Below are 24,406 nucleotides of genomic sequence, written 5' to 3'. Positions count from 1 at the left end.
GAGGGCACACCGAGCCTAGGCGAGGTGCCGAGTGGTGGGGCAAGAGCCCTTTGGTTACTTTGGGGCTCTTTTCCAAAGTGACTCGCCGTAAGGGCGAAACCAATATCAGCCATTACCGCAAAAACGGATATGTACTCAATTCTCCTCAAGAAGACATTATTTAAATGAATAACCCCATCAAAAAATAATGAAATCCAAGAATATTAGCTTAGACCAAAACAGCATTATATTTTCAAAACCCATTCCGTTATGTTTGATCGCAACAGCCTACCCCTCACCACGGATGGTACCCATCGTGATTCAGATTCTGCTCCCATAACCGGGCAATCATGCCCGCAGCAGAATCGTTGGAAGGGAATTCAACGTATGTTGCCAATCCACACCCCGCACTCGCCCTAGCCCCAAATCGCCGCAACACCCCCAAAAAAACCGAGCACCGCGCCCCACCGCGTGACTGCCCGACTCCGCGATCTGGAACGACAGGCAAGCCTATGAAACAAACGTTAAAACCCACCGCCATACTGGCCCTGGCAATCCTCGCCAACACCGCCCAGGCCCAGGACGACAGCACCCTCTCCACCGTCGTAGTCACTGGCAACCGTGGCGCCGAGCAGCGCACGGTCACCAGCAGCCCGGTGCCGATCGATGTGGTCAGCGCCAAGCAATTGCAGAGCACCGGCAAGCCCGGTTTGATGGAGGCCTTGAGCGCGGTGATCCCGTCGCTGACCCTGCCGGAAAAAACCGGTTGGGACGCCAGTGGCATTGCCCGCGCTCCCAACCTGCGGGGCCTGAGCGCTGCCGAAGTGCTGGTGTTGGTCAATGGCAAGCGCCGCCACACCAGCGCCACGCTCAACATTAACGGGATCAACACCGGTGCCGCGCCGGCGGACCTGGATCTGATCCCCATCAGCGCCATCGACCATGTTGAAGTATTAAGAGACGGTGCAGCCGCCCAATATGGCTCCGATGCCATCGCCGGGGTGATTAACGTAATCCTCAAGGCCGACACCAGCGGCACCTCGGTGACCAACGCGGGCCTGGGCTACGACGGCAAGAAACAGACCGTGCAACAAAGCCTCAACAAGGGCTTTGAAATCGGCAACGGCGGCATCGTGCAGCTGGCCCTGGACGCCCGCAGCCAAAACGATGACAACAAGGCCAGCGCTAACGGCTACACCTACGCCCAAGCCTATGAGCAGGCCGGCCGCTCTACCTACGGCGGCTACGGCACGCCCAAGACCAACCTGCTGACCCTGGGTTACAACGCCGAATTGCCCATCGACGACAGTTTGAGCCTGTATTCCTTCACCACCTATTCGCGCCGCAAGGCCGAGCAGGGCCAGAACTTCCGCCTGCCGACCATCACCAACACCATCACCACCGGCCCCAACGGTTACCCTGGCGGCTACACGCCCACTTGGTTTATCGACGAGGACGACTTCCAGGCCGCATTCGGCGGCAAGGGCACCGTGGGCGAGTGGGACTGGGACCTGTCGACCACCTACGGGCGCAACGACGCGGAGCAGGGCACCACCCATAACCAGAACCCGTCCCTGGGCGAAGCCACGCCGAATCACTTCACCTCCGGCACGTGGATTTCCACCGAGCTGACCACCAACCTCGACTTCAAGCGCGGCTTCGATATCGGCCTGCAAAAACCGTTGGATTTGAGCTACGGCTTCGAACATCGGCGCGACACTTACGAGGTGCAGGCCGGCGATTATGAGTCCTACGCCAACGGCGGCTACTGCGTGGCGCCGGGCAATTGCGCATCAAGTGGCGCCCAGGTCACCAACGGTATCTCGCCGGAAGAAGAGAGCAGCGCCTCGCGCAACAGCCTGGCCAGTTACGTCGATGTGGGTTTCAACCCGGTGCCGGACTGGTACATCGGCACCGCCTTTCGCTACGAGCATTACAACCAGGGCGTCGGCGCCACCCGCAGCGGCAAGCTGACCACCCGTTATGACTTCACGCCGCAATTCGCCGTGCGTGCCACGGTGAGCAACGGCTTCCGTGCTCCGTCCCTGGCCAACAGCCTGTTCAGTGCGCGGTCCACCACCTATGGCGTAGTGAACGGCGTGTACCAGTCGATCAACTACGGCGTGTTGCCGGTCGGTTCGGCGGCGGCCCAAGCCCTGGGCGCGCAGGAACTCAAACCCGAACGCTCCACCAACTTCAGCCTCGGTTTCACCCTCACGCCCACCGACCGCCTGAGCTTCACTGCCGACGCCTACGTGATCAACCTGCGCGACCGCATCACCCTCACCGGTACGTTGCTTGGCCCGGAAATCACCCAAGTGCTGCAAGACAACGGCATCACGTCCACCTCCGGCGGCCAGTACTTTATCAACGGTGCCGACACCCGCACCAAAGGCCTGGACCTGGTCAGCAACTACAGCCAGGACCTCGGCCAGTACGGCTCGCTGAAGTGGACGGCTGCGTTCAACTGGAACCAGACCAAAATCCTCAACTACAAGGAATCCACCACGATCCTCGGTACCTCCTACGACCTGATGGATCGCCAGGCGCGCAACCTGATTACCGGCGTGCAGCCCAGCACCAAGCTGATCCTGGGAGGCGACTGGAGCATTGATCGCTTCAATCTCAACCTGGCCCTGACCCGCTACGGCTCCTACAAAGAGGTCAACGTCTCCGCCGACCGCAGCCTCGACCGGGTCTACAGCGCCAAGTGGATCACCGACCTCGACCTTGGCTACAACCTCACCAAAGACCTCAACGTCGCCATCGGCGCCAAGAACCTGTTCGACATCTACCCCAAGAAACAAGGCGTGCCCAGCAGCACCATGGTCAGCAGCTACGGCACCTATTCGCCCTTCGGTTTTACCGGTGGGTACTACTACACCCGTTTGACCTATGCCTTCTAAGGCCGAGGAATTGCACATGCCCATCGTCGCCAAACCTTATGACCTGATTGAACACGCAAGCCCGGTGCGCCAGGCCCGGGTCTCCACACCGATCAAGGCCCTGCAAGTGGTGCCCGCGCGGCATCCCTGGCGCTGGGCCGGCTCGATCTTTGCCGCGTTGGTGCTGCTGGCCATCGTGCATTCCTTGGCCACCAACCCGCGTTGGGAGTGGGGCGTATTCGGCCAGTGGTTCTTCTCGTCCTCGGTGCTGCGTGGCCTTGGCCAGACGCTCTTGCTGACCCTGCTGAGCACGGTGTTCAGCATTATCCTCGGCACCGCACTGGCGTTGGCACGGCTGTCGGGCTCGCCGCTGCTGGCGGCATTGGCCTGGGGCTATATCTGGTTTTTCCGCTCGATGCCGGCGCTGCTGGTGCTGATCATCCTCTACAACTTTGCCTACCTGTATGACCACATCGTGCTCGGCGTGCCGTTCACCAGCGTGGTGTTCGCCGAATGGTCCACCGTGGACGTGCTCAGCCAGTTCACCGTGGCTGTGTTGGGCTTGAGCCTGATGCAAGCGGCGTATGCGGCAGAGATCATTCGCGGCGGCCTGATCGGTGTTGACGCTGGCCAGCATGAAGCGGCGGCGGCCCTGGGGTTGCCGGCTTCGCGACGCATCTTCCGGATCATCCTGCCCCAGGCACTGCGCTCGATTTTGCCGTCCGGTTTCAATGAAATCATCGGCCTGGTCAAGGGCACTTCCATCGTCTACGTGCTGGCCCTGCCGGAGCTGTTCTACACCGTGCAGGTCATCTACAACCGCACCCAGGCGGTGATCCCGCTGCTGATCGTGGCCACCGTGTGGTACCTGATCATCACCACCGTGCTCACCAGCGCGCAGTACTACGTCGAGCGCCACTTTGCCCGTGGCACCGCACGGGTGCTGCCGCCGACGCCGTTGCAGCGCATTACCCGCTGGATCAAGGAGAAAACCCATGAGTGAAGCACGCGCCGGGCGCATTCAGATCCAAGGCGTGGGCAAGCGCTTTGGCAACCAACAGGTGTTGAAAGACATCGACCTGACCATCGACCCCGGCAAGGTCACCGTGATTCTCGGGCCATCGGGCTCGGGCAAATCCACCTTGCTGCGCACCATCAACCACCTGGAGAAGATCGACAGCGGGCACATCACCATCGACGGCGAATACGTCGGTTACCGCCGCAAGGGTGACCTGCTCTACGAACTCAAGGAGCGCGAAATCCTCAAGCGCCGTATCGACGTGGGTTTTGTGTTCCAGAACTTCAACCTCTTCCCGCACCTCAGCACCTGGGAAAACGTCGCCGAAGCGCCCCTGGCCCACAAGCGCTGGAGTAAGGCCGAGGCACAGGCCAAGGCATCCCAACTGCTGGCCAAGGTTGGCCTCGCGGACAAGGCCGACGCCTTTCCACGCCAGCTCTCCGGCGGTCAACAACAGCGCGTGGCGATTGCCCGAGCGTTGGCACTAGACCCAAAAGTGCTGCTGTTCGACGAACCCACCTCGGCCCTCGACCCGGAGTTGGTGGGCGAAGTGCTCGACGTGATCAAGGGCCTGACCCAACTGGGCGTAACGCTTGTGATCGTCACCCACGAGATCGGCTTTGCCCGCGAAGTCGCCGACCACGTGGTGTTCCTCTGCGACGGCCAGCTGATCGAAGAAGGCCCGCCGGAACAGATTTTTCGCCAACCCCGACATCCCCGCACTGTGGCCTTTTTAGGCAAGGTGCTTTAGTTCAAGGAGTGACTGCCCATGTTTATTTCTACTGCCCGTGTGGCCCTGCTGGCGCTGGCTGTCAGCACCGCACAAAGCGCGTTTGCCGTGCAACAGGTCGACCTCAGCCCCGACCGTGTGCGCATCCATGTGCCGCGTAACGAAGCGGCCATTGCGCAGATCCCGCCGGGCTTCAAGTTCGCCCAGCCGGGCAAGTTCACCGTAGCCGTGTCCGGCGTGGCCGGGCCGCCCCTGGCGCTGCTGGCCAATGACGACAAGACCACCATCGGCAGCGAAGCCGACACCGCGCAGTTGGTGGCCGACAGCCTGGGCTTGCAGCTCAATGTGGTGCAGACCAGTTGGGAGGATTGGCCGCTGGGCGTCAGCTCGGGCAAATTCGACGCAGTGATCAGCAACGTCACCGTGACCGAGGCGCGCAAGAAGCGTTTTGACTTCGCCACCTACCGCCAGGACGTGCTCGGCTTCTATGTGAAGAGCACCAGCAAGATCAGCGAGATCAAACAGGCTTCGGACATTGCCGGGTTGAAAATCATCGTTGGCTCCGGCACCAACCAGGAAAAAGTCCTGCTGGCCTGGAACGAGGCCAACGAAAAAGCCGGCCTCAAACCTGCGCTGTTGCAGTACCTGGATGACCAGGCCGCCGCGCAATTGTCGGTGCAATCGGGGCGCACCGATGCGCTGTTCGGGCCGAACTCGGTGTATGCGTATTCTGCCGCCATCACCGGCGGCATCAAGCGTGTCGGCACGGTCAACGGCGGCTGGCCATTGCAGGCGGATATCGCCGTGACCACCCGCAAGGACAACGGCCTGGTCAAGCCGATCCATACCGTGCTGGAAGGCGCGATTGCCGGCGGCCAATACGAGCAGGTACTGCAACGCTGGGGCCTGGACGTGGAGCGCGTCGACAAGTCGCTGATCAACCCACCGGGCCTGCCGGATTAAGGAGCAACGAGCATGGGACTGACACGACGTGAAGCGCTGTCGAGCATTGCTGCGGTCGGCGGCGAGCAGGCGGTCAAGGATGCACTGGCGGTTTTAGGCCTTGGGCCTTCGTCGCACCGCCGCCCACAGACGCTCAAACTCAAGGACGGCCTGGGGCAGGGCACCCGCGTGCTGGTACTGGGTGCCGGGATTGCCGGGCTGGTGACCGCCTTGGAACTGACCCGCGCCGGGTTTAACGTGCAAGTGCTGGAGGCCCGCGAGCGGGTCGGCGGCCGCACCTGGACGATTCGCAACGGCGACCGCGTGGACTACAAGGACGGCCGCACACAAACCGCCGCTTTCGATAAGGGCCATTATTTCAATGCAGGGCCGGCGCGAATTCCCAGCCAGCACCGAACGATCCTCGACTATTGCAGCGAGCTGGGTGTACCGCTGGAAGTGCTGGTCAACAGCAGCCACGGCGCTCAGGTGCGGCCGGATGTGGCCAAGCCCGCGTTCAGCGTCGGGCAGGCGATCAATGATGCGCGTGGGCACTTGTCCGGCCTGCTGGCCAAAGCCGTGCAGCGCGATGCTCTTGATGATGTGTTGAGCGGCGAAGAACGCACGCGGTTGCTGGCGTTTTTACAGGTGTATGGCGACCTGTCCCAAGAGCTGGCGTTTGAAGGCACGATTCGTTCGGGGCACCTGGAATCACCGGCCCATCCCGGTGCATTGCCGGCCAGCCGCAGCCCGCTGTCGCTGGATCAGCTGCTGCACCCGGAGCTGTGGGGCGCGTTGCTGCACACCGAATTCCCGGAGTTTTCCGCCACCATGTTCCAACCGGTGGGCGGCATGGACCGTATCACCGATGCCTTTTACGCACGGGTTCGCGACCACGTGCAATTGGGCGCCCAGGTGCGGCAGATCCGCCAGTTGGAAGACGGTGTCGCCGTTACCTATCACGACAACCACAGCGGGCGTGAACAGGTCGTGCGTGCCGATTACCTCGTCTCGACCCTGCCATTGCCGTTGCTGGCCAAGCTCGACACCGACTTCAGCGAACCGATCAAGGCCGCGCTGCTCAGCACCCGCAGCGACCAGGCGACCAAAGTGGCGTGGCAATCGCCGCGCTTCTGGGAGAGCGACTACCGTACCTACGGCGGCCTCTCGTGGATCGAGCACCCGGCGCGCCTGTTGTGGTACCCGAGCAATGACCTCAATACCCGCGAAGGCTTGCTGGTAGCGGGTTATGTGACCGGGGAGGGCGCCGACGTATTTGGCGCACAACCGCTGGACACGCAGTACGCCACCTCCAAAGAAGCCGTCGAGCTGCTGCACCCCGGCTACTCCAAACACCTGCGCCACCCGCTGGCCGTGTCCTGGGAACAGATCCCCTACAGCGAAGGCCCGTGGCTGCAACGCGAACACTTCCCAGCCGATGCCAGCGCCCTGCTTGAAGAGGGCTTTGGCCGCGTGTACTTCGCCGGCGACGGCCTGGTGCAAAGCGGCGTGGGCATCTGGCAGGAGTCGGCAGCCAACTCGGCGCGTCATGTGGTCGGGCAACTGGCCGAGCGCATCACTCAACAACGTCAGATTGCGGCCGTGGCCGCGTCCTAAGGAGAGTCATCATGAGCGACAGCATTCAACGCACCAGCGTCGGTAATTTCCCGATCTCCCAGACGGTCACCGTGCCAGCCTCGGCAAGCCTGATCTTCGTCAGCGGCACCTTGCCCGATCTGCACGACGCCAACGCCCCGGCGGGTACGCCGGCGGCCTATGGCAATACCGAGGTGCAGACGGTGTCGGTGTTCAACAAGATCCGCCAGATTTTGCGTCAGCAAGACCTGGACCTGGGCGACATCGTGCAGTTGAGGGTGTTTTTGGTGGGGGCTGAAGAGACGGGCGGCAAGTTGGATTTTGCCGGGTTGCAGGCCGGGTATACGCAGTTCTTCGGCACGCCTGAGCAGCCGAATAAACCGGCGCGTACGGCCCTGCAAGTAGTAGCGCTGCCCCTGCCCGGTGCCCTGATCGAAGTAGAAGCGATCGCCGCCAGAACTAACTGACCAACTCGGTCAAAACTGTGGGAGCGAGCAAGCCCGCTCCCACATTTTTGATTAGGTTCCTCCAGTGATGTCTATTTATTCCAGGAGTGTTCTCATGCCCACCTCACCCCGCCAACTCAAATTCGGCGCCATCCTCACCGGCGTCGGCACCGCGCAAAACGAATGGCTGCACCCGCAAATCCCCGGTACTGCCAGCGTCGATATCGACTGGTACCGCGCCCAGGCGCAACAAGCAGAAGCGGCCAAGTTCGACCTGGTGTTCATCGTCGACAGCCCCTACATCACCCCCGATTCCGCGCCGCATTTCCTCAACCGCCTGGAACCCTTGACCCTGCTCTCGGCCCTCGCCGGCGCTACCTCAAAAATCGGCCTGGTTGCCACCCTGACCACGTCCTATACCGAACCTTTCAACGTCGCCCGCCAATTCGCCTCACTCGACCATATCAGCGGCGGTCGCGCTGGCTGGAACGTCGTCACCACCGGCCTTGAAGGCGCCGCTGGTAATTTTGGCCGCGAGCAACACATCGACCACACCGAGCGCTACCGCCGCGCCGCCGAGCACCTGGACGTCGTGCAAGGCCTGTGGGACTCCTACGAAGACGACGCCTTTGTGCGCGACAAGCAGAACAAGGTGTTCCTCGACCCTCAACGCCAGCACCGGCTCGATCACCAGGGCGAATTTTTCTCGGTCACCGGGCCGTTGAATATCGAACGCTCGGCCCAAGGCCAACCGGTGATTTTCCAGGCCGGTATTTCTGAGTCAGGGCGCAGCCTGGCGGCCAACTATGCCGAGGGGATCTTTGCCGGCGTGGGCAACTTTGAAGACGCCCAGGCGTACTACAGCGACATCAAAAAACGCACCGCCGCCGCCGGGCGCAACCCCGACCACGTAACCATCCTGCCGGGTATCTCGCCGATCATTGCCGACACCGACGAACAGGCTCAGGCCATTGACCGCGAACGCAACGGCGAGCTGGACCTGGACAAGGCGCTGGTGCAACTGGGGCGGCCATTCAACTACCACGATTTCAGCCAGTTTCCACTGGACGAACCCTTCCCGGAACTGGGGGATTTGGGCAGCAATGGCTATCGCGGGCACGCCGAGAACATTAAGCAAGTGGCCCGCGATCAAGGCTTGACCTTGCGCCAGGCGGCGTTGCGCTTTGCCAAGCCGTTTTCCAGTTTTGTCGGCTCGCCCAAGACCGTGGCCGACGAAATCGAACGCTGGTTCGTGGACGGGGCGGTGGATGGCTTCAATATCCACGTGGGCGCGCCGGATGACTTTGCGCGGTTTACCGATCAAGTGCTGCCGCTGTTGCGTGAGCGCGGGTTGTTTCGCAGTGAATACAGCCACAGCACCTTGCGTGGGCATTTGGGCTTGCCCGTGCCGGTCAATCGGCACACCGCGGCGCGTTCGGCTCCAGCGTTGAAAGTAGCGGCTTTATAACCCACCCGGAATACCTGCCGAACTCAGTTCAAACTGTGGGAGGGGCGGTGTGACTATTTTCTCAGCCTGGCGCAGATCCAGATGTGGGAGGGGGCTTGCCCCCGATAGCGGTGCGTCAGCGTGCAATTGTACTGACTGACACACCGCCATAGCGGGCAAGCCACACTCATCACTTCACCGCATACACCTTGCGCACATACACCGCACTGCTCCACGCACACGGTGCGCCTTTGGCCACGAACACCGTGTCGCCAGGGTTGACCGTCACGGCGCTGCCGTTGTCGTCAGTGAGGGTCACGCTGCCTTCAATCAGGTACATCAACTCATGCAGTTTGTGCGGGCGGCCGTGGCGGGCGTAGGGGGTGGAGTCCCAGATGCCGACGCGCAGTTCGGTGGTTTCGTCGTCGAACAGGTTAAGCGCACGGCACTGCGGCGCGGGGCCGATCAGGATCTGCGGTTCCGGGGCGGCGGAAGGATTGAGCAACGTGTGAGCGGGCAGCGGTGTGAGGCCGGGGCGGTTAGGGGCATCGGGCAGGTCGACGGCGCAGAAGGCCCATTCGCTGCCGGTGCCGGCCTGCACGCTGAGGCGGGTGCCTCGGCCAATCACGACACTGTCGCCGATGCCCAGCTCCAGCGTATGGTCGGCGGTACTCAGCGCCACGGAGCCAGCGTGCACCACCAGGGTTTCGCTGTGGGGGAAGGCGTCAATCACGGCTTCGCCGCTGAACTGCACCAGCCCGGCAGACACGCCGTCATCGCCCTGCCAGGCGAGTTGGCGGCTGTCGCCGAAAGGGTCCTTTGCGCTCAAGGCCGCTGTATTGAAAGACGTGGCAACGCGGCTGCCATCGGCGCGAGCCAACAGCAGGATCTGGGGTGATGACATGGGAAATGCTCCGGGATAAAAGTCAGCCAATCGCCTGGGTGATCAGCGCAAACGGGTACACGCCTTGGCTGGCCTGGGGCGGGGTGCCCAGGGCCATCTGGGCGACGGTGTCGATGTTTTTCAGGCCGGCCTGTTCGAGCCAGTCGCTGAGGCCGCAGGCGACCGGGATGTCGATGCGCACGAAGGCGTCCGGTACCTGGGCCAGCAACACGGCGATCAGGTGTTTGGCCTGATTGATGTTTTCAGCCACTACGGGGCCGATACAACGGCCACGCCCGAACGGTCGCAGTAGGGCGAAGCCGCGCAGCTTGCCGTCGCGCTCGATGCCAACAGCGTGTTCTACCTGCAAGTCGCGCAGTACTTCGCGACGGTCCAGGCCGCTGGCGGCTTTGGCCAGGGTGAGCAGGGCGGCGTGATCATCGGCGTGCAGCGGGCGGCAGGTTTCGCCGTCGGCCAGTGGCGGCAAATCAGGCACCAGCGCCTGGCCTTGATGCTGCTGCACCCGACCGAATTCGACAAAGCCCTGGCTCTCATACAGCGGTGCGCCCGCGAGTGTCGCGTTGAGCATCGGCGTGCGGGTGCCACAAGCGGCGAGGGCTTTTTCCATCAAGCGGCGCCCGATGCCCTGGCCCTGGTAGTCATTGCTCACGATCACCAGGCCGATGGTGGCGTAATCACCCTGTGGGCAAGTGAAGGCACTGCCGATCAACCGCTCGCCATCAAGCACCACAAAGCCGTCACTGACCCGTTGCAGCATCGCCCAGTCTTCCAGGCGATGGGGCCATTTGAGTTGCACCGACAGCGCATGGGCGGCGGGCAGGTCGGCCGCCGTCATCGGGCGGTAGACATAAGCGGGGTGTGGCATGGCGAGCCTCCAGAAAACGTTGTGTATGCAGCACGAGAATGCCTGTATCCCACCTGATCGAAACCCTGGCAAGAGGGCCGGTAACATTCGGTAGATTCCATGGGCCGTACACCACAAGACCACAGTTACTACTTAATTGCCCCCTGAGGTCAGCAGCAAATGCCAGGGTTTTTTTTCTACGATGGAGGCCTGCGTTTTTCACGCACCGTGACCCTTTTGGAGTACCCCATGGACAGCTTCGACCCTCGCCTTATTGCTGTGCGCAGCGCCCACTTTATCGGTGGCCAATACCGTGACGCCGCCTCTGGCCTTGAAGTGGTGCGGCCCTCGGACGGCGTGGCTTACGCTGAGTTGCCGGTGGCCGATGCAGCCCTGGTGGACGAAGCCGTCAACAATGCCTGGCACGCCTTCACCACCAGCGATTGGGCCAGGCGCCCACCCCGTGAACGGGCACGGGTGATGCGGCGCTGGGCCGACTTGATCGAGGCTGACGCGGCCGTATTGGCACCCTTGGAAGCCGTGGGGTCGACCCGGCCGCATAAAGATGTGATTGCCTGGGACATTCCCTACGTGGCCGAAGGCATTCGCTTCTTCGCCGAACTGGCGGACAAGCACGGCGGCAGCGTGGCCGCCACCCAGACCGATCGTCTGGGGATGCAGATCGCCGAGCCCTATGGCGTGATCGCCGCAATTGCCCCGTGGAATTTTCCCCTGAGCATGGCCTCGTGGAAAGTCGCCCCGGCGTTGGCGGCAGGTAATGCGGTGGTGCTCAAGCCTTCGGAGCTGACGCCGTTCAGCAGCCTGCGCTTTGCCGAGTTGGCGTTGCAGGCCGGGATTCCTGCCGGAATTTTCAACGTTGTGCAGGGCGATGGCCGTACCACCGGTGATGCGCTGTGTCGGCACCCACGCATCGGCAAGGTAACGTTTACCGGCTCCACCGCGACCGGGTCGAGCATCATGTCCACCTGCGCGTTGGTCGGCCCGAAACCGGTGACCTTGGAACTGGGCGGCAAAAGCCCGCAACTGGTGTTTGCCGATGTACCGGACCTGGCCAAGACCGCGCGCACCGTGGCGCTGGCGATTACCGGCAATGCCGGGCAGGTATGCGTGTCCGGCTCGCGGTTGCTGATCGAACGGTCGGTGATGGCGCCGTTCATCGAGCATTTGCAGGGGTATTTCGAGGGTTTGAAGCCGGGGCCGACCTGGGCACCGGACAGCACCTTGTCGCCGATCATCTCGCGGTTGCAGGCCAGTCGTATTGACGCGATTGTGCAGCGCTCAGTAGCTGCCGGCGCCGAAGTGTTGAGTGGCGGCGGGTTGTTCGACAGGCTGGGCGGCGCGTATTACCGGCCCACATTGCTGGCAGGGGTGGATGATACGAACCCGGCGGTGTGTGAAGAGATCTTTGGGCCGGTGTTGACGATCCAGGCATTTGATACTGAAGAAGAGGCATTGAACCTTGCGGCTCACGCCACCTACGGCTTGGCGGCCGGTGTGCATACGGCAGATATCAATCGTGCGTTGCGGTTAGTGCGGGGCCTGGAAGTGGGCACCGTGTGGGTCAATCGTTATGGCCGCAGCAATGACTATATTTTGCCCACCGGTGGGTACAAGCGCTCCGGGATCGGCAAGGATTTGGGCCGGGAAGCGTTTGAAGCCAACCTGCGCTTTAAAAGCGTGCTGATCGATATCGAATCACTCTAAATTTCTGCTCAAACCACGGTTCAAATGTGGGAGGGGCGGTGCGACGATTCGACTTGCTCCCGATGGCGGTGTGTCAGCTACAAATCAAGTGACTGACACACTGCTATCGGGGGCAAGCCCCCTCCCACATTTTGATCTGCATACCCCTGAAATACCCTGCTACGCCCGCCGCCGCATAAAACACTGCGTCCAGCTGAGGTTTTGGCGCGCCAACCCCCCATTCTCAAGCCTCCCACCCGCCAAAGCCCCCTAAAAGCGCATAAACACAGGCCCTGCCCAAGCCTGGCGCGCACCGCAAACTCTGCTGAGGCCTGCCCCCAAAACGGTGGTTTATATTGAGCGGGGGGCGTTTTAGACGGCATATGCTTATTTCACAGTGGTGTAATGAACCTGTGCTGCAACGAGGCCGACGCGCCGCCAGGGCAGCGAACGCTTGCCACACTCAACTGACTTCAGGACCGCACTCAATGAGCTTTCTTCGTCCCAAATTCATTACGTTCGACTGCTACGGTACGCTGACCAACTTCCATATGGGCACCATGACCCGGGAGATCTTCGCCGACCGCATTAAACCTGAGCAGATGGACCAGTTCGTCAAGGACTTCTCCGCCTACCGCCTCGACCAGGTCATGGGCGACTGGCGCCCGTATGACGAAATCCTCAAGACCGCCCTGGCCCGTACCTGCAAGCGCTGGGGTATCGACTACCGCGAAGAAGGCCAGCTGTATTACGACGCCGTGCCGACCTGGGGCCCCCATGCGGACGTGCCCGCGGGCCTGTCGAAAATCGCCGACAAGATCCCCTTGGTGATCTTCTCCAACGCCAGCGACAGCCAGATCATGTCCAACGTCGACAAGCTCGGCGCGCCGTTCCACAAGGTGTTCACCGCCGAACAGGCCCAGGCCTACAAGCCGCGCCTGGCCGCGTTTGAATTCATGCTCGACAACCTGGGGTGCGGTCCGGAAGACATCTTGCATGTGTCTTCCAGCTTCCGTTATGACCTGATGCCGGCCCATGACATGAAGATCAAGAACAAGGCGTTTGTAGCGCGTGGTCATGAAGTGCCGGCCAACGCCTTCTACGAATACCGGCAGATCACTGATATCGGTGGGTTGGCTGGGCTGGTCGGCTTGTAATCGCACTCCAAGGGGTAAGACATGGGCAGTGAATCCTATTGGCTCGACACCGCACCGGCCTTCACCGGTGCCCAGTTGGGCGGCTTGCCCCGGCAGGTCGATGTGGCGGTGGTGGGCGGTGGGTTCACCGGCCTGGCAGCGGCACGGGCGTTGGCGCTCAAGGGCGCCAGCGTCGTGGTGCTCGATGCCGGGCGCGTGATCGGCGAAGCCTCCGGGCGTAACGGTGGGCAGTGCAACACCGGGGTGGCCCAGGACTACGCCGGTCTGCACGCCAGCCTCGGTGCTGACAAGGCGCGGGCGTATTACCAGGCTTATGAAAGTGCGGTGCAAACCGTGGTTTCAGTGGTGGAGCAAGAAGGCATCGCCTGCGATTTGGTACGCAACGGCAAGCTCAAGCTGGCGGCCAAGCCGATGCATTACGAAGGACTGGCCCGCACCTGCGAGCTGATCCGCAAGGAAGTGGATGCTGAGGTCGAGTTGCTCAGCGCCGATCAAACCCGTGCCGAAGTCAATTCGGCGCAGTTCCACGGCGGTTTGCTGCAACGCAACGGGGTGCAGATGCATGTCGGGCGTTTTGGCGTGGGCCTTGCCGAAGCGGCGGCGCGTAACGGTGCGATGGTTTACGAACACACCCCGGTCAAGGACTGGAAACCCCAGGCCAACGGTTACCAGGTCAACACCGCCAAGGGTTCGCTGCACGCCGGGCAAGTGTTGCTGGCCACCGGCGCCTGCCAGCACGGCGATTTGGGTTGGTATCGCCGACGCATCGTGCCGGTGGGCAGTTTTGTGATCGCCACCGAAGTCTTGCCGCAAACCCTGATCGATCAGTTACTGCCCCAGCACCGGGCGTATGTCACCAGCCGCATGATCGGCAACTACTTTCGCCTCACCCCGGACAACCGCCTGCTGTTTGGCGGGCGTGCGCGGTTTGCCATGTCTGACAGCGTCTCTGACGCCAAGAGCGGCAAGGTGCTGCAAGCCGCGATGCTGAACATGTTCCCGCAGTTGGCGCACGTGAAGATCGACTATTGCTGGGGCGGCCTGGTGGACATGACCTCTGACCGCCTGCCTCGCGCCGGCCAGCATGGCGGCGTGTTCCACTCCATGGGCTACAGCGGCCACGGCGTGCAGATGTCGGTGCACATGGGTCAGGTAATGGCCGAGGTCATGGCCGGCAACGCGGCGGCCAACCCGTGGGGTGAATTGGACTGGCCGGCGATTCCGGGTCATTTCGGCAAGCCCTGGTTCCTGCCATTTGTGGGCGCTTACTACCGCTTTCAGGATTATCTGCACTGAGTTCTTGCGTCACCGTCGTTTGCGTTTCCAGGACGCTGCGGACATCCGCAGCACTCGATTCTTCCGATTATCGACAGGTAGCCTTGATATGACTGACAACAAAAACACCCCCGAGCTTATCTCCGGTCAGGACAGCCTGCGGGTCTTCGAAAGCCTCAATCGCGGCATGTCGCGCCGCAACGCCTTGCAGATGCTCGGCGTGGCCGGTGTAGCCGCCGCCGGTGCAGGCAGCCTGTTCGGCGCCGCTGGCAAATTGTTCGCCGATGAAGCCGCTACCGCCGGCAAGGGCAAGCCCGGCGGCAAGATCCGCGTGGCCGGCATGTCCAGCTCCACCGCCGACACCCTCGACCCGGCCAAGGGCGCGTTGTCTACCGACTACGTGCGCCACTTCATGTTCTACAACGGCCTGACCCGTTTCGATAAGCACCTGGTGCCGCAACTGGAGCTGGCCGAACGCATCGACAACACAGACGCCACCCTATGGACCATCACCCTGCGCAAGGACGTAACCTTCCACAACGGCAAGAGCCTCACCGCCGCCGACGTGGTGTTCTCCTTAAGCCGCCACAAAGACCCACTCACCGGCTCCAAAGTCATGCCGTTGATGGAACAGATCACCGAGATCAAGGCCAGCGGCCCCAACGAAGTGCAGATCCGCCTCAGCGCGCCCAACGCCGAGTTGCCGTCGATCCTCGCCGTGTCGCACCTGTTGATCGTTCCCGAAGGCACCACCGACTTCAACAAAGGCATCGGCACCGGGCCGTTCACCGTGGGCGAGTTCAAGCCTGGCGTGCGGTCGATAGCCGTGCGCAACAAGAACTACTGGAAACCGGGCCTGCCGTACCTCGACGAGATCGAGTTCATCGCCATCTCCGACGAGCCGTCGCGGGTCAACGCGCTGCTGTCGGGCGACGTGCACATGATCAACGAGGTCAACCCGCGTTCCACCACGCGCATTGCCGCCAGCGCCAAGCACCGCGTGGTCGATGCGCCTTCGGGCAACTACACTGACTTGATCATTCGCCAGGACCAGTTGCCCGGCAAAAACGCCGACTTCACCCAGGCCATGAAGCTGCTGCTGGACCGTGAACAGGTCAAGTCCGCCGTGTTCCGAGGCTTTGCCGTGGTGGGCAACGACCACCCGATTGCGCCGGGCTCGCGCTACTTCAATGCCGACCTGCCGCAGACCGTCTACGACCCGGAAAAAGCCAGGTTCCTGCTGAAAAAGGCCGGGATGGAAAGTATCACCATGCCCGTCATGGCATCGCCTGCCGCCACCGGCTCGGTAGACATCGCCGTGCTGTTGCAGCAATCGGCCAAGCAGGCCGGGCTCAAGCTCGACGTGAACCGCCTGCCCAGTGACGGCTACTGGTCCAACCACTGGATGAAGCACCCGCTGAGCTTCGGCAACATCAACCCAAGGCCGAATGCCGACGTGATGTTCTCGCAGTTCTTCCAGTCCAAGGCGCCGTGGAACGAGTCCGGCTGGCAGAACGACCAGTTCGACCAACTGCTGATGCTGGCCCGTGGCGAAACCGACGACGCCAAGCGCGCCAAGATGTACGCAGACATGCAAACCCTGGTGCATGACCACAGCGGCATCGGCGTGCCGGTGTTTATCAGCAACATCGACGGCGTCGACCAACGCATCAAGGGCTACGACTCCAACCCGCTGGGCGGTTTCATGGGCTACATGTTCGCCGAGCAGGTGTGGCTGGACGCGTGAACACAGTGAGGGCAGGGCGATGAATAGCAATACGCTGTGGTTGATCGGCCGGCGCCTGGGTGCCGGGGTCGTGACCTTGTTGATCGTGTCCATGGTCGTGTTTGCGATCACGGCCGTACTGCCGGGGGACGCGGCGCAACAATCCCTGGGCCAGTTCGCCACCCCGGAACAGGTGGCGGCACTGCGCCTGAAACTGGGGTTGGACCAACCCGGTGTGCTGCGTTACCTGCACTGGCTGATGAGCCTGCTCAGTGGCGACATGGGCGTGTCGGTGTCCAACGCCATGCCGGTGGGTGAGCTGATGGCCGGGCGCGTGCCCAATACCCTGATGCTGGCGGCCACCACGGCGCTGGTGTCGGTGCCGGTGGCGCTGGTGCTGGGCATTGGCTCGGCCATGGGCCGGGGCGGGCGCATCGACAGTTTTTTGAGCTTTGTCACCCTGGCCATGGTCGCGGTGCCGGAGTTTTTGGTGGCGACCCTGGCGGTGCTGATCTTTGCAGTGAACCTGGGCTGGCTGTCGGCGTTGTCCTATGCCAGCGACATCACCTCGCCGCTGCAATTTTTGCGCACCTACGCTTTGCCGGTGATGACCCTGTGCTGCGTGATCGTCGCGCAAATGGCACGCATGACCCGCGCTGCGGTGATCGACCAACTTGACAGCGCCTACGTGGAAATGGCTCGCCTCAAAGGCGTCGGCCCGGTGCGCATCGTGCTGCAACACGCACTGCCTAACGCCATCGGGCCGATTGCCAATGCCATCGCGCTGAGCCTGTCGTACCTGCTGGGCGGGGTGGTGATTGTCGAGACGATTTTCAACTACCCCGGCATCGCCAGCCTGATGGTCGATGCGGTGACCAACCGTGACATGGCGCTGGTACAAGCCTGCACCATGTTGTTCTGCGCGGCTTACCTGGGCCTGGTGCTGCTGGCCGACCTGTGCGCGATCCTGTCCAACCCGAGGCTGAGAAACCAATGAACAATCTCATTGTGAAATCTACGCCTGCCACCCCCGACTTGTCGGCGGGCAAGGTCTCCAGCGGGCCTTCGTGGCTGGGGCTGGTGGGCGCTGGCGTGTGCGTGATCTGGCTGCTGGTGGCGCTGTTCGGCCCATGGCTGGCGCCGCACCCGGTGGGGGAAGTGGTCTCTGACAATATCTTTGAGGGCCTCAGCGCTGCCTACCCGTTTGGCACCGATTACCTGGGGCGCGACATGCTCAGCCGGGTGTTGGTGGGTGCACGCTTCACTGTTGGCCTGGCGCTGGTGGCAGCGATTCTGGCCAGCGGCCTGGGCACTGGTTGCGCGTTGCTGTCGGTGGTGTCGCCCAAATGGTTGGATGAAATCATCAGTCGCCTGATGGACGCGTTTATCTCGATCCCGAGCAAGATGCTGGCGCTGATCATGGTTTCGGCATTCGGCTCATCGGTGACCCTATTGATCTGCACCGCGGTGCTGAGTTTCAGCCCCGGCGCGTTCCGCATTGCCCGCAGCATGGCGGTGAATATCGAAGCCCTGGAATACGTGCAGGTGGCCCGCACCCGTGGCGAACGCCGCTTGTACATTGCCTGCGTAGAGATTTTGCCGAACATGCTCAACCCGGTACTTACCGACCTGGGGCTGCGCTTTGGTTTTATCGTGTTGCTGCTTAGCGGCATGAGCTTCCTTGGCCTTGGCGTACAACCGCCGGATGCGGACCTCGGTTCGCTGGTACGGGAAAACATCGGCGGCCTCGGCCAGGGCGCACCGGCTATCGTGCTGCCGGCGCTGGCCATCGGCACCCTGACCATTGGGGTCAACTTGTTTATCGACAGACTGTCATCCCGACGCAGTCGCCGCACGGGAGGCCATTGAAATGACCGAATTGATTCGTGTGCAAGACCTGCGCGTAGTCGCCTGTGGCGAGCGCGGCGAGGTGGAGATCGTCAAGGGTGTGAGCTTTAGCCTGGAAAAGGGCGAAGTATTGGCGCTGATCGGCGAGTCCGGCTCCGGCAAAACCACCATTGCCCTGGCCTTGCTCGGTTATGCCCGGCGCGGTTGTCGCTTGTCTGGCGGCGTGGTGCAGGTGGGGGAACACGACATGCTCGCCCTCAGCGAAAAACAACTGCAAGGCCTGCGCGGTAACCGCGTGTCTTATATCGCGCAAAGTGCCGCAGCGGCGTTCAACCCCGCCAAGAAGCTGATCGACCAAGTGGTGGAGGGCGCCCTGATCCACGGCCTTGGTAGCCGCGCCGAGCTGCAAGCCAAGGCCATCGGCCTGTTTCGCGATTTGGCTCTGCCGGATCCGGAACGCATCGGCCAACGCTACCCGCATCAGGTATCCGGCGGGCAACTGCAACGGGTGATGGCGGCGATGGCGCTGATCAGTGACCCGTTGCTGGTGGTGCTGGATGAGCCGACGACCGCATTGGACGTGACCACTCAGATCGACGTACTGCGCGCCTTCAAACGCGTGGTACGCGAGCGCGGCGCCACGGCGGTGTACGTGTCTCACGACTTGGCGGTGGTGGCGCAAATGGCCGACCAGATCGTGGTGCTCAACGGCGGGCAAATTCTTGAACAGAGCGCCACCGCGCCGCTGCTCAAAGGCCCGGCCCACGAATACACCCGTAGCCTGCTGGCCGCTGCGCGCCCCGACACCACCATTCGCCCGCCCTGCGGCATTGCCGAAGACGCGCCGCTGCTGACCATCAGCGGCCTCACCGCCGGCTACGGCAACAAGAACCTGCAAGGCATGCCGTCGATTCGTGTGCTCGAAGACATCGACCTCACTGTGCGCCGTGGCCAGGCCATTGGGGTGATCGGCGAGTCGGGTTCGGGCAAGTCCACCCTGGCGCGCGTGGTGGCGGGTTTGTTGACGCCTGCGTTGGGTGGCCTGACGTTTGACGGCCAACCCTTGGGCGCGAGCCTGTCAGAACGCACCCCGGAGCAGTTCCGCCGCATCCAAATGGTGTTCCAGAACGCCGACACCGCGCTGAACCCCATGCACAGCGTGGCGACCATCCTCAGTCGTCCGCTCAAGATGTACTTCGGCCTCAAGGGCGCGGCGTTGCAGGCACGCATCGGCGAGTTGCTCGACCTGGTGCGCCTGCCGCGAGACATGGCCGAACGCCGCCCGAGCGAGCTTTCCGGTGGGCAAAAGCAACGGGTCAACCTGGCCCGTGCCCTGGCGGCCAAGCCTGACTTGATCCTGTGCGATGAAGTCACCTCGGCCCTCGACACCGTAGTCGGCGCAGCCATCCTCGAACTGTTGCGCGACCTGCGCCAGCAACTCGGCGTGTCGTACCTGTTTATCAGCCACGACATCTCCACTGTGCGCGCCCTGTGCGATGACATTGTGGTGATGTACAGCGGCCACAAGGTGCAGGCCGGTAGCCGTCAGTCGTTCAGCGAAGCGCCGTTCCATCCGTATACCGACCTGCTGATCCACTCGGTGCCGGAGCTGCGCCAGGGCTGGCTGGAAAACTGCGGCACCACCTGCGGCGCGCTGCCGCCGATTGGCGAGCGCGCCAACGTGCCGGAGCTGTGCACCTTTCTCAATCGCTGCCCGGTGCGTGTGGATGGCCTGTGCAACCGCACCGCGCCGAACCGCCGCACCCTGGACAACGGTGGTGAAATCCTTTGCCATCACGACGGCGCTCAACTGCTCAAGACACAGCAGGACGTCACCACACTCAGCTTGGGAGCCTACGCATGAGCGGGCGTTTTGTAAGGTTGGCCGAACAGGGGCGGCCGACGGTCAGCCTGACCGTGGATGGCACAGCCATCGAGGCCCTGCAGGGTGACACGCTGATGGTCGCGCTGCTGACCCAGGGCAACGCGCTGCGCCAATCCGAATTCGACAGCGGCCGCCGCGCCGGTTTCTGCCTGATGGGCGCGTGCCAGGACTGCTGGGTCTGGACCCGCAGCGGCGAACGCCTGCGCGCCTGCTCCAATGAAGTGCGCGAAGGGCTGGACATTGTCACCACACAACCGGAGGCAATATGGCCACTGCACGGGTAGTCATCATCGGCGCTGGGCCGGCCGGTGTGCGTTGCGCCGAAACCTTGGTGGCGGCTGGCATCACGCCGATCCTGATCGATGAAAACCGCCGCGACGGTGGGCAGATCTACCGTCGCCAGCCCGAAGGTTTTACCCGCGACTACAGCACCTTGTACGGCAGCGAAGCGGCCAAGGCGCAAGACCTGCACCAGAGCTTCGACCGCCTGCGTGGCGCTATCGACTACCGCCCCGACACCCTGGTGTGGAACCTCACGCCGGGGCAGTTGTGCTGCGTGAGTCAGGGCCGTCACAGCACGGTGGATTACGACGCGCTGATCCTGTGCACCGGCGCCACCGACCGCTTGATGCCCATCGAAGGTTGGCAGCTGGCGGGCACCTATAGCCTGGGCGGGGCGCAGATCGCCTTGAAAAACCAGGCGGTCTCCATCGGTCATCGCGTGGTGTTCATGGGCAGCGGGCCGTTGCTGTACCTGGTGGCCAGCCAATATGTGAAGGCCGGGGCTGTCGTCGCGGCCGTGCTGGATACGTCGCCCATGAGCCTGCGCATCAAGGCCTTGCCGAAATTGTTGGCGCGGCCTGGGGTGCTGTTTACCGGGCTTAAACTCTTGGCTCAGCTGTACCGCGCCAAGATCGCCGTGCATCTGGGTGTCAAGCCTTTGCAGGTTCTGGGGGATGCCGCCAATGGTGTAATGGGGGTGCGCTTCACCACCGGCAGCGGGCAGGTTCAAACCGTTCAGGCCGACGCCGTTGCGCTGGGTTATCACCTGCGACCAGAGACCCAACTCGGGGACTTGGCCGGTTGCGCCATGGCCTTCGATCAGGCGTCCGGCCAATGGTGGTTGGATACCGATGGGCTGGGGCGCACTTCAGTCAAAGGCGTTTACGCGGCCGGTGACGGGTCGAAAATTCGCGGTGCCGATGCCGCCGAGCACGCCGGGCGCCTGGTGGCGTTGGCCTTGCTGGAAGATTTGAAACTGCCGGTGAACGCCGGCCTGTGTGACGAGCAGCAGCAAGCCTTGGCCGTCATGGACCAATTCCGCCTCGGCCTGGCGCAAGCCTTCCCCTGGCCCAGCGAACAGGCCAAGACGCTGCCCGACAGCGCCATCGTGTGCCGCTGCGAAATGATCAGCGCCGGCGAGCTGCGCCGCACCGTGAACGAAAAGGGCGCCTGCGAAGTCAACCGTGCCAAGGCCTTTAGCCGTGTGGGCATGGGCCGCTGCCAGGGGCGTTATTGCTCCCAGGCCGGTGCCGAAGTGATCGCCGCGTGTGCCGGCGTACAGGTGCAGGAAGTCGGCCGCCAGCGCGGTCAGGCGCCGGTCAAACCCTTGTCGATGCTCACCGAAGAGGTCGCGCCATGAGTGTGCAAAAAGCAGATGTGGTGATTGTGGGCGGTGGCTTGATGGGCGCAGCCACGGCGTTTTTTCTGCGCAGGCGTGGGCAGTCGGTGATCCTGCTGGAGCGCGACCAGATCGGCCAGTACGCCAGCGGCGTCAACTTCGGCAATGTGCGCAGGCAAGGGCGCTTCCTCGGCCAGTTGGCTCTGGCCAACCGTTCGTGGGCGCTGTGGAAACGCCTGCCGGAGCTGATCGACGATGACCTGGAATTTATCCCCAGCGGGCATATGCGCGTGTGTTATCGCGAAGATGAAATCGCTGAGCTTGAGGCCTACGCCGCCGCGCCGGAAGCGGCGCAACTGGACTTGAAAATCTATCGCGGTGCCGAGTTGCACAAGCGCTTCGGCTTTCTTGGCCCGGATGTGAAGGGCGGCTCGTACGCACCCCACGACGGCCACGCCAACCCGCGCCTGGCCGCCCCGGCCTTTGCCCGTGCAGCGATCCGGCTGGGCGCGCAGATTGAAGAGCGCACCGAGGTGGCCGAAGTGCAGAAAGTCGGGGGTGATTTCCACATCACCACCACCGATGGCCGCCAATTCCACGCCGCCCAACTGTTGATCACCGCCGGCGCCTGGGGCCAGAAACTCTCGGCCCAGTTCGGCGAACCGGTGCCGCTGGACACCCACGGCCCGCAAATGGCGGTGACCGAGCCGGTGCCCTACGCGTTGCCCACGGTGATTGGCGTGTACACCAAGATCCCTGAAGAGGTTATCTACTTCCGCCAGATTCCTCGGGGCAATATCGTCATCGGTGGCGGCTACCGCAGCAAGCCGGACATGCTCAACCGCCGCGCCTACGTGGAGCCGCGCAGCATCCTCAACCAGATCAGCCAGATGCGCCGCCTGTTGCCGGGCGTGGGCAACCTGAACATCATCCGCGTGTGGAGCGGCATCGAAGGCTACCTCCCGGACTCGTTGCCGATCATGGGCCCCAGCGGCACCGTCGACGGGCTGTTCTACGCCTTTGGCTTTTGCGGCCATGGCTTCCAGCTCGGCCCCGGCGTGGGTGATGTGATGGCTGAACTGCTCAGCACCGGCGCCACCAGCACGCCCATCGCGCCGTTTTCCATCACGCGCTTTGCCTTACCTGATGCACAACGGAGCCAGGCCTCATGACCCCCCGCGTTTTAGAGATTCTCAAACAGCTGATGGCCTTCGACACGGTGTCGTCGGAATCCAACCTGGCCCTGATCCACTACGTGCGCGACCTGTTGCTGACCAAGGGCATCGAGTCGCTGATCGTCAAGGACGAAAGCGGCAAAAAGGCAAACCTGTTTGCCAGCACCGGCCCGAAAAACCAGCCCGGCGTGTTGCTCTCTGGCCACACCGATGTGGTGCCGGCGGCGGGGCAGGCGTGGACCTTTCCTGCATTTGCCGCCACCGTGCAGGACGGGCGCATCTACGGGCGTGGCAGCTGCGACATGAAGGGCTTTATCGCCCTGGCCATCGACGCCATGCTTGACGCCGCCGACCACCACCTGACCCGCCCGTTGCAACTGGCGCTGTCCCATGACGAAGAGATCGGCTGCGTCGGCGTACGCCGCCTGCTGGACGTGCTGCACCTGGCGCCGGTGCGGCCGTTTTTGTGCCTGATCGGCGAGCCGACCAATATGCAATTCGTGCTCGGCCACAAGGGCAAGGGCTCGTACCGCACCTACTGTCGCGGGTTGGAAGCGCATTCATCGCTGGCGCCGCGTTCGGTCAACGCCATTCACGTGGCCTGCGACTTTATCGCCGCGCTGCGCGATAGCCAGCGGCAACTGGAGCAACATGGCGCCCAAGACCATGACTACGACGTGCCCTACAGCACCGTGCATGTGGGGCAGATTGTTGGCGGCAAGGCGCTCAATATCGTGCCCAACCTGTGCACCCTGGATTTCGAGGTGCGCAACCTGCCGGCGGACGACCTGGACCAGTTCCTCGATCAGATGCGCGAGCGCGCCGAAGTGATTGTGCGCGAGGCGCAGAAACTCTCCAGCGTGGCGGCCATCGAGATCGAAACGATCAACGTCTACCCCGGCCTGGAGACTCATCCGACGGTCGAGGCGGTGAGTTTTCTCAAGCAATTTGCCGCGCCGGATGTCGGCACGTCCAAGGTTTCGTTCGGCACCGAAGGCGGCCTGTTCAAGCAGCGGCTCGACGTGCCGGTGGTGGTCTGCGGGCCGGGGTCCATCGAGCAGGCCCACAAGCCGGATGAGTTTATCGAGATCAGCCAGATGGACGCCGGCGCGCACTTTCTGCAAGGCCTGCTGGGCTCGTTGAAGGCGTAGCAGAGCCTGCCGTCCTGGGCTTGAATTCAGCACGGCACGCTGCTGACACCGCGCTTTCGGCATCCTTATCCGT

General features: G+C 62.7%; 20 protein-coding genes. 18 read left to right on the top strand and 2 right to left on the bottom strand.

Going from position 1 to position 24,406, the window contains the following annotated elements; genetic code table 11:
• Positions 1-491 precede the first annotated feature (491 nt).
• The 7 genes from ICY20_RS25695 to ICY20_RS25665 all read left to right on the top strand — a co-directional run bounded on the left by ICY20_RS25695 (position 492) and on the right by ICY20_RS25665 (position 9,064).
• Entirely contained in the window at positions 492-2,885 is a 2,394-nt protein-coding gene (locus tag ICY20_RS25695; protein ID WP_159958611.1) for a TonB-dependent receptor plug domain-containing protein, read from the top strand.
• 16 nt (positions 2,886-2,901) lie between these two features.
• On the top strand, positions 2,902-3,867 hold the full coding sequence (locus ICY20_RS25690) for an amino acid ABC transporter permease (RefSeq protein WP_194938952.1): 966 nt from the start codon (positions 2,902-2,904) through the stop codon (positions 3,865-3,867).
• Positions 3,860-4,633 (top strand): amino acid ABC transporter ATP-binding protein, encoded by a 774-nt coding sequence (locus ICY20_RS25685; protein WP_194938951.1) that lies wholly within the window; start codon positions 3,860-3,862, stop codon positions 4,631-4,633. Before ICY20_RS25690 ends, ICY20_RS25685 begins: the two co-directional genes overlap by 8 nt.
• Before the next feature lie 18 nt (positions 4,634-4,651).
• On the top strand, positions 4,652-5,575 hold the full coding sequence (locus ICY20_RS25680) for an ABC transporter substrate-binding protein (protein WP_194938950.1): 924 nt from the start codon (positions 4,652-4,654) through the stop codon (positions 5,573-5,575).
• Between the two features lie 12 nt (positions 5,576-5,587).
• A complete protein-coding gene (locus tag ICY20_RS25675; protein ID WP_159958603.1) occupies positions 5,588-7,171 on the top strand; it encodes a flavin monoamine oxidase family protein in 1,584 nt (527 codons plus the stop codon).
• Positions 7,172-7,182: 11 nt separating this feature from the next.
• Positions 7,183-7,617: a RidA family protein gene (locus ICY20_RS25670; RefSeq protein ID WP_135292118.1), complete on the top strand. Its 435-nt coding sequence runs from the start codon at positions 7,183-7,185 to the stop codon at positions 7,615-7,617.
• 94 nt (positions 7,618-7,711) lie between these two features.
• The gene (locus ICY20_RS25665) at positions 7,712-9,064 is read left to right on the top strand and encodes an LLM class flavin-dependent oxidoreductase (RefSeq protein WP_194938949.1); all 1,353 of its coding nucleotides are present in this window, start codon (positions 7,712-7,714) and stop codon (positions 9,062-9,064) included.
• A 169-nt stretch (positions 9,065-9,233) separates the two neighbouring features.
• Here ICY20_RS25665 and ICY20_RS25660 read toward each other — a convergent pair whose 3' ends face one another.
• Positions 9,234-9,947 (bottom strand): cupin domain-containing protein, encoded by a 714-nt coding sequence (locus ICY20_RS25660; protein ID WP_159958597.1) that lies wholly within the window; start codon positions 9,945-9,947, stop codon positions 9,234-9,236.
• Positions 9,948-9,969: 22 nt separating this feature from the next.
• A complete protein-coding gene (locus ICY20_RS25655; RefSeq protein WP_159958595.1) occupies positions 9,970-10,812 on the bottom strand; it encodes a GNAT family N-acetyltransferase in 843 nt (280 codons plus the stop codon).
• Between the two features lie 228 nt (positions 10,813-11,040).
• Between ICY20_RS25655 and ICY20_RS25650 the strand changes: the two genes are divergently transcribed.
• The 11 genes from ICY20_RS25650 (at position 11,041) to argE (ending at position 24,333) form a co-directional block, all read left to right on the top strand.
• On the top strand, positions 11,041-12,516 hold the full coding sequence (locus ICY20_RS25650; RefSeq protein WP_194938948.1) for an aldehyde dehydrogenase family protein: 1,476 nt from the start codon (positions 11,041-11,043) through the stop codon (positions 12,514-12,516).
• Between the two features lie 467 nt (positions 12,517-12,983).
• Positions 12,984-13,652, top strand: a complete 669-nt coding sequence (locus tag ICY20_RS25645) for a haloacid dehalogenase type II (RefSeq protein WP_135292261.1) — start codon at positions 12,984-12,986, stop codon at positions 13,650-13,652.
• Positions 13,653-13,673: 21 nt separating this feature from the next.
• Positions 13,674-14,948, top strand: a complete 1,275-nt coding sequence (locus ICY20_RS25640; protein ID WP_159958591.1) for an NAD(P)/FAD-dependent oxidoreductase — start codon at positions 13,674-13,676, stop codon at positions 14,946-14,948.
• An 88-nt stretch (positions 14,949-15,036) separates the two neighbouring features.
• Entirely contained in the window at positions 15,037-16,674 is a 1,638-nt protein-coding gene (locus ICY20_RS25635) for an ABC transporter substrate-binding protein (RefSeq protein WP_159958589.1), read from the top strand.
• A gap of 19 nt (positions 16,675-16,693) precedes the next feature.
• Positions 16,694-17,650 carry an ABC transporter permease gene (locus tag ICY20_RS25630; RefSeq protein WP_159958587.1) on the top strand — a complete coding sequence of 319 codons (957 nt, stop codon included), beginning with the start codon at positions 16,694-16,696 and terminating at the stop codon, positions 17,648-17,650.
• Positions 17,647-18,522: an ABC transporter permease gene (locus ICY20_RS25625; RefSeq protein ID WP_159958585.1), complete on the top strand. Its 876-nt coding sequence runs from the start codon at positions 17,647-17,649 to the stop codon at positions 18,520-18,522. The genes ICY20_RS25630 and ICY20_RS25625 overlap by 4 nt, the downstream gene beginning before the upstream one ends.
• A gap of 1 nt (position 18,523) precedes the next feature.
• Entirely contained in the window at positions 18,524-20,365 is a 1,842-nt protein-coding gene (locus tag ICY20_RS25620) for an ABC transporter ATP-binding protein (RefSeq protein WP_194938947.1), read from the top strand.
• The gene (locus ICY20_RS25615) at positions 20,362-20,670 is read left to right on the top strand and encodes a (2Fe-2S)-binding protein (protein ID WP_159958581.1); all 309 of its coding nucleotides are present in this window, start codon (positions 20,362-20,364) and stop codon (positions 20,668-20,670) included. Before ICY20_RS25620 ends, ICY20_RS25615 begins: the two co-directional genes overlap by 4 nt.
• On the top strand, positions 20,652-22,028 hold the full coding sequence (locus ICY20_RS25610) for an FAD/NAD(P)-dependent oxidoreductase (protein WP_194938946.1): 1,377 nt from the start codon (positions 20,652-20,654) through the stop codon (positions 22,026-22,028). Before ICY20_RS25615 ends, ICY20_RS25610 begins: the two co-directional genes overlap by 19 nt.
• On the top strand, positions 22,025-23,179 hold the full coding sequence (locus tag ICY20_RS25605; protein ID WP_194938945.1) for an NAD(P)/FAD-dependent oxidoreductase: 1,155 nt from the start codon (positions 22,025-22,027) through the stop codon (positions 23,177-23,179). Before ICY20_RS25610 ends, ICY20_RS25605 begins: the two co-directional genes overlap by 4 nt.
• The gene (gene argE, locus ICY20_RS25600; RefSeq protein WP_194938944.1) at positions 23,176-24,333 is read left to right on the top strand and encodes an acetylornithine deacetylase; all 1,158 of its coding nucleotides are present in this window, start codon (positions 23,176-23,178) and stop codon (positions 24,331-24,333) included. Before ICY20_RS25605 ends, argE begins: the two co-directional genes overlap by 4 nt.
• Positions 24,334-24,406: the final 73 nt, after the last annotated feature.

This window comes from Pseudomonas pisciculturae (assembly GCF_015461805.1).
Taxonomy (GTDB): domain Bacteria; phylum Pseudomonadota; class Gammaproteobacteria; order Pseudomonadales; family Pseudomonadaceae; genus Aquipseudomonas; species Aquipseudomonas pisciculturae.
This window is presented reverse-complemented; position numbering and strand designations above follow the sequence as displayed.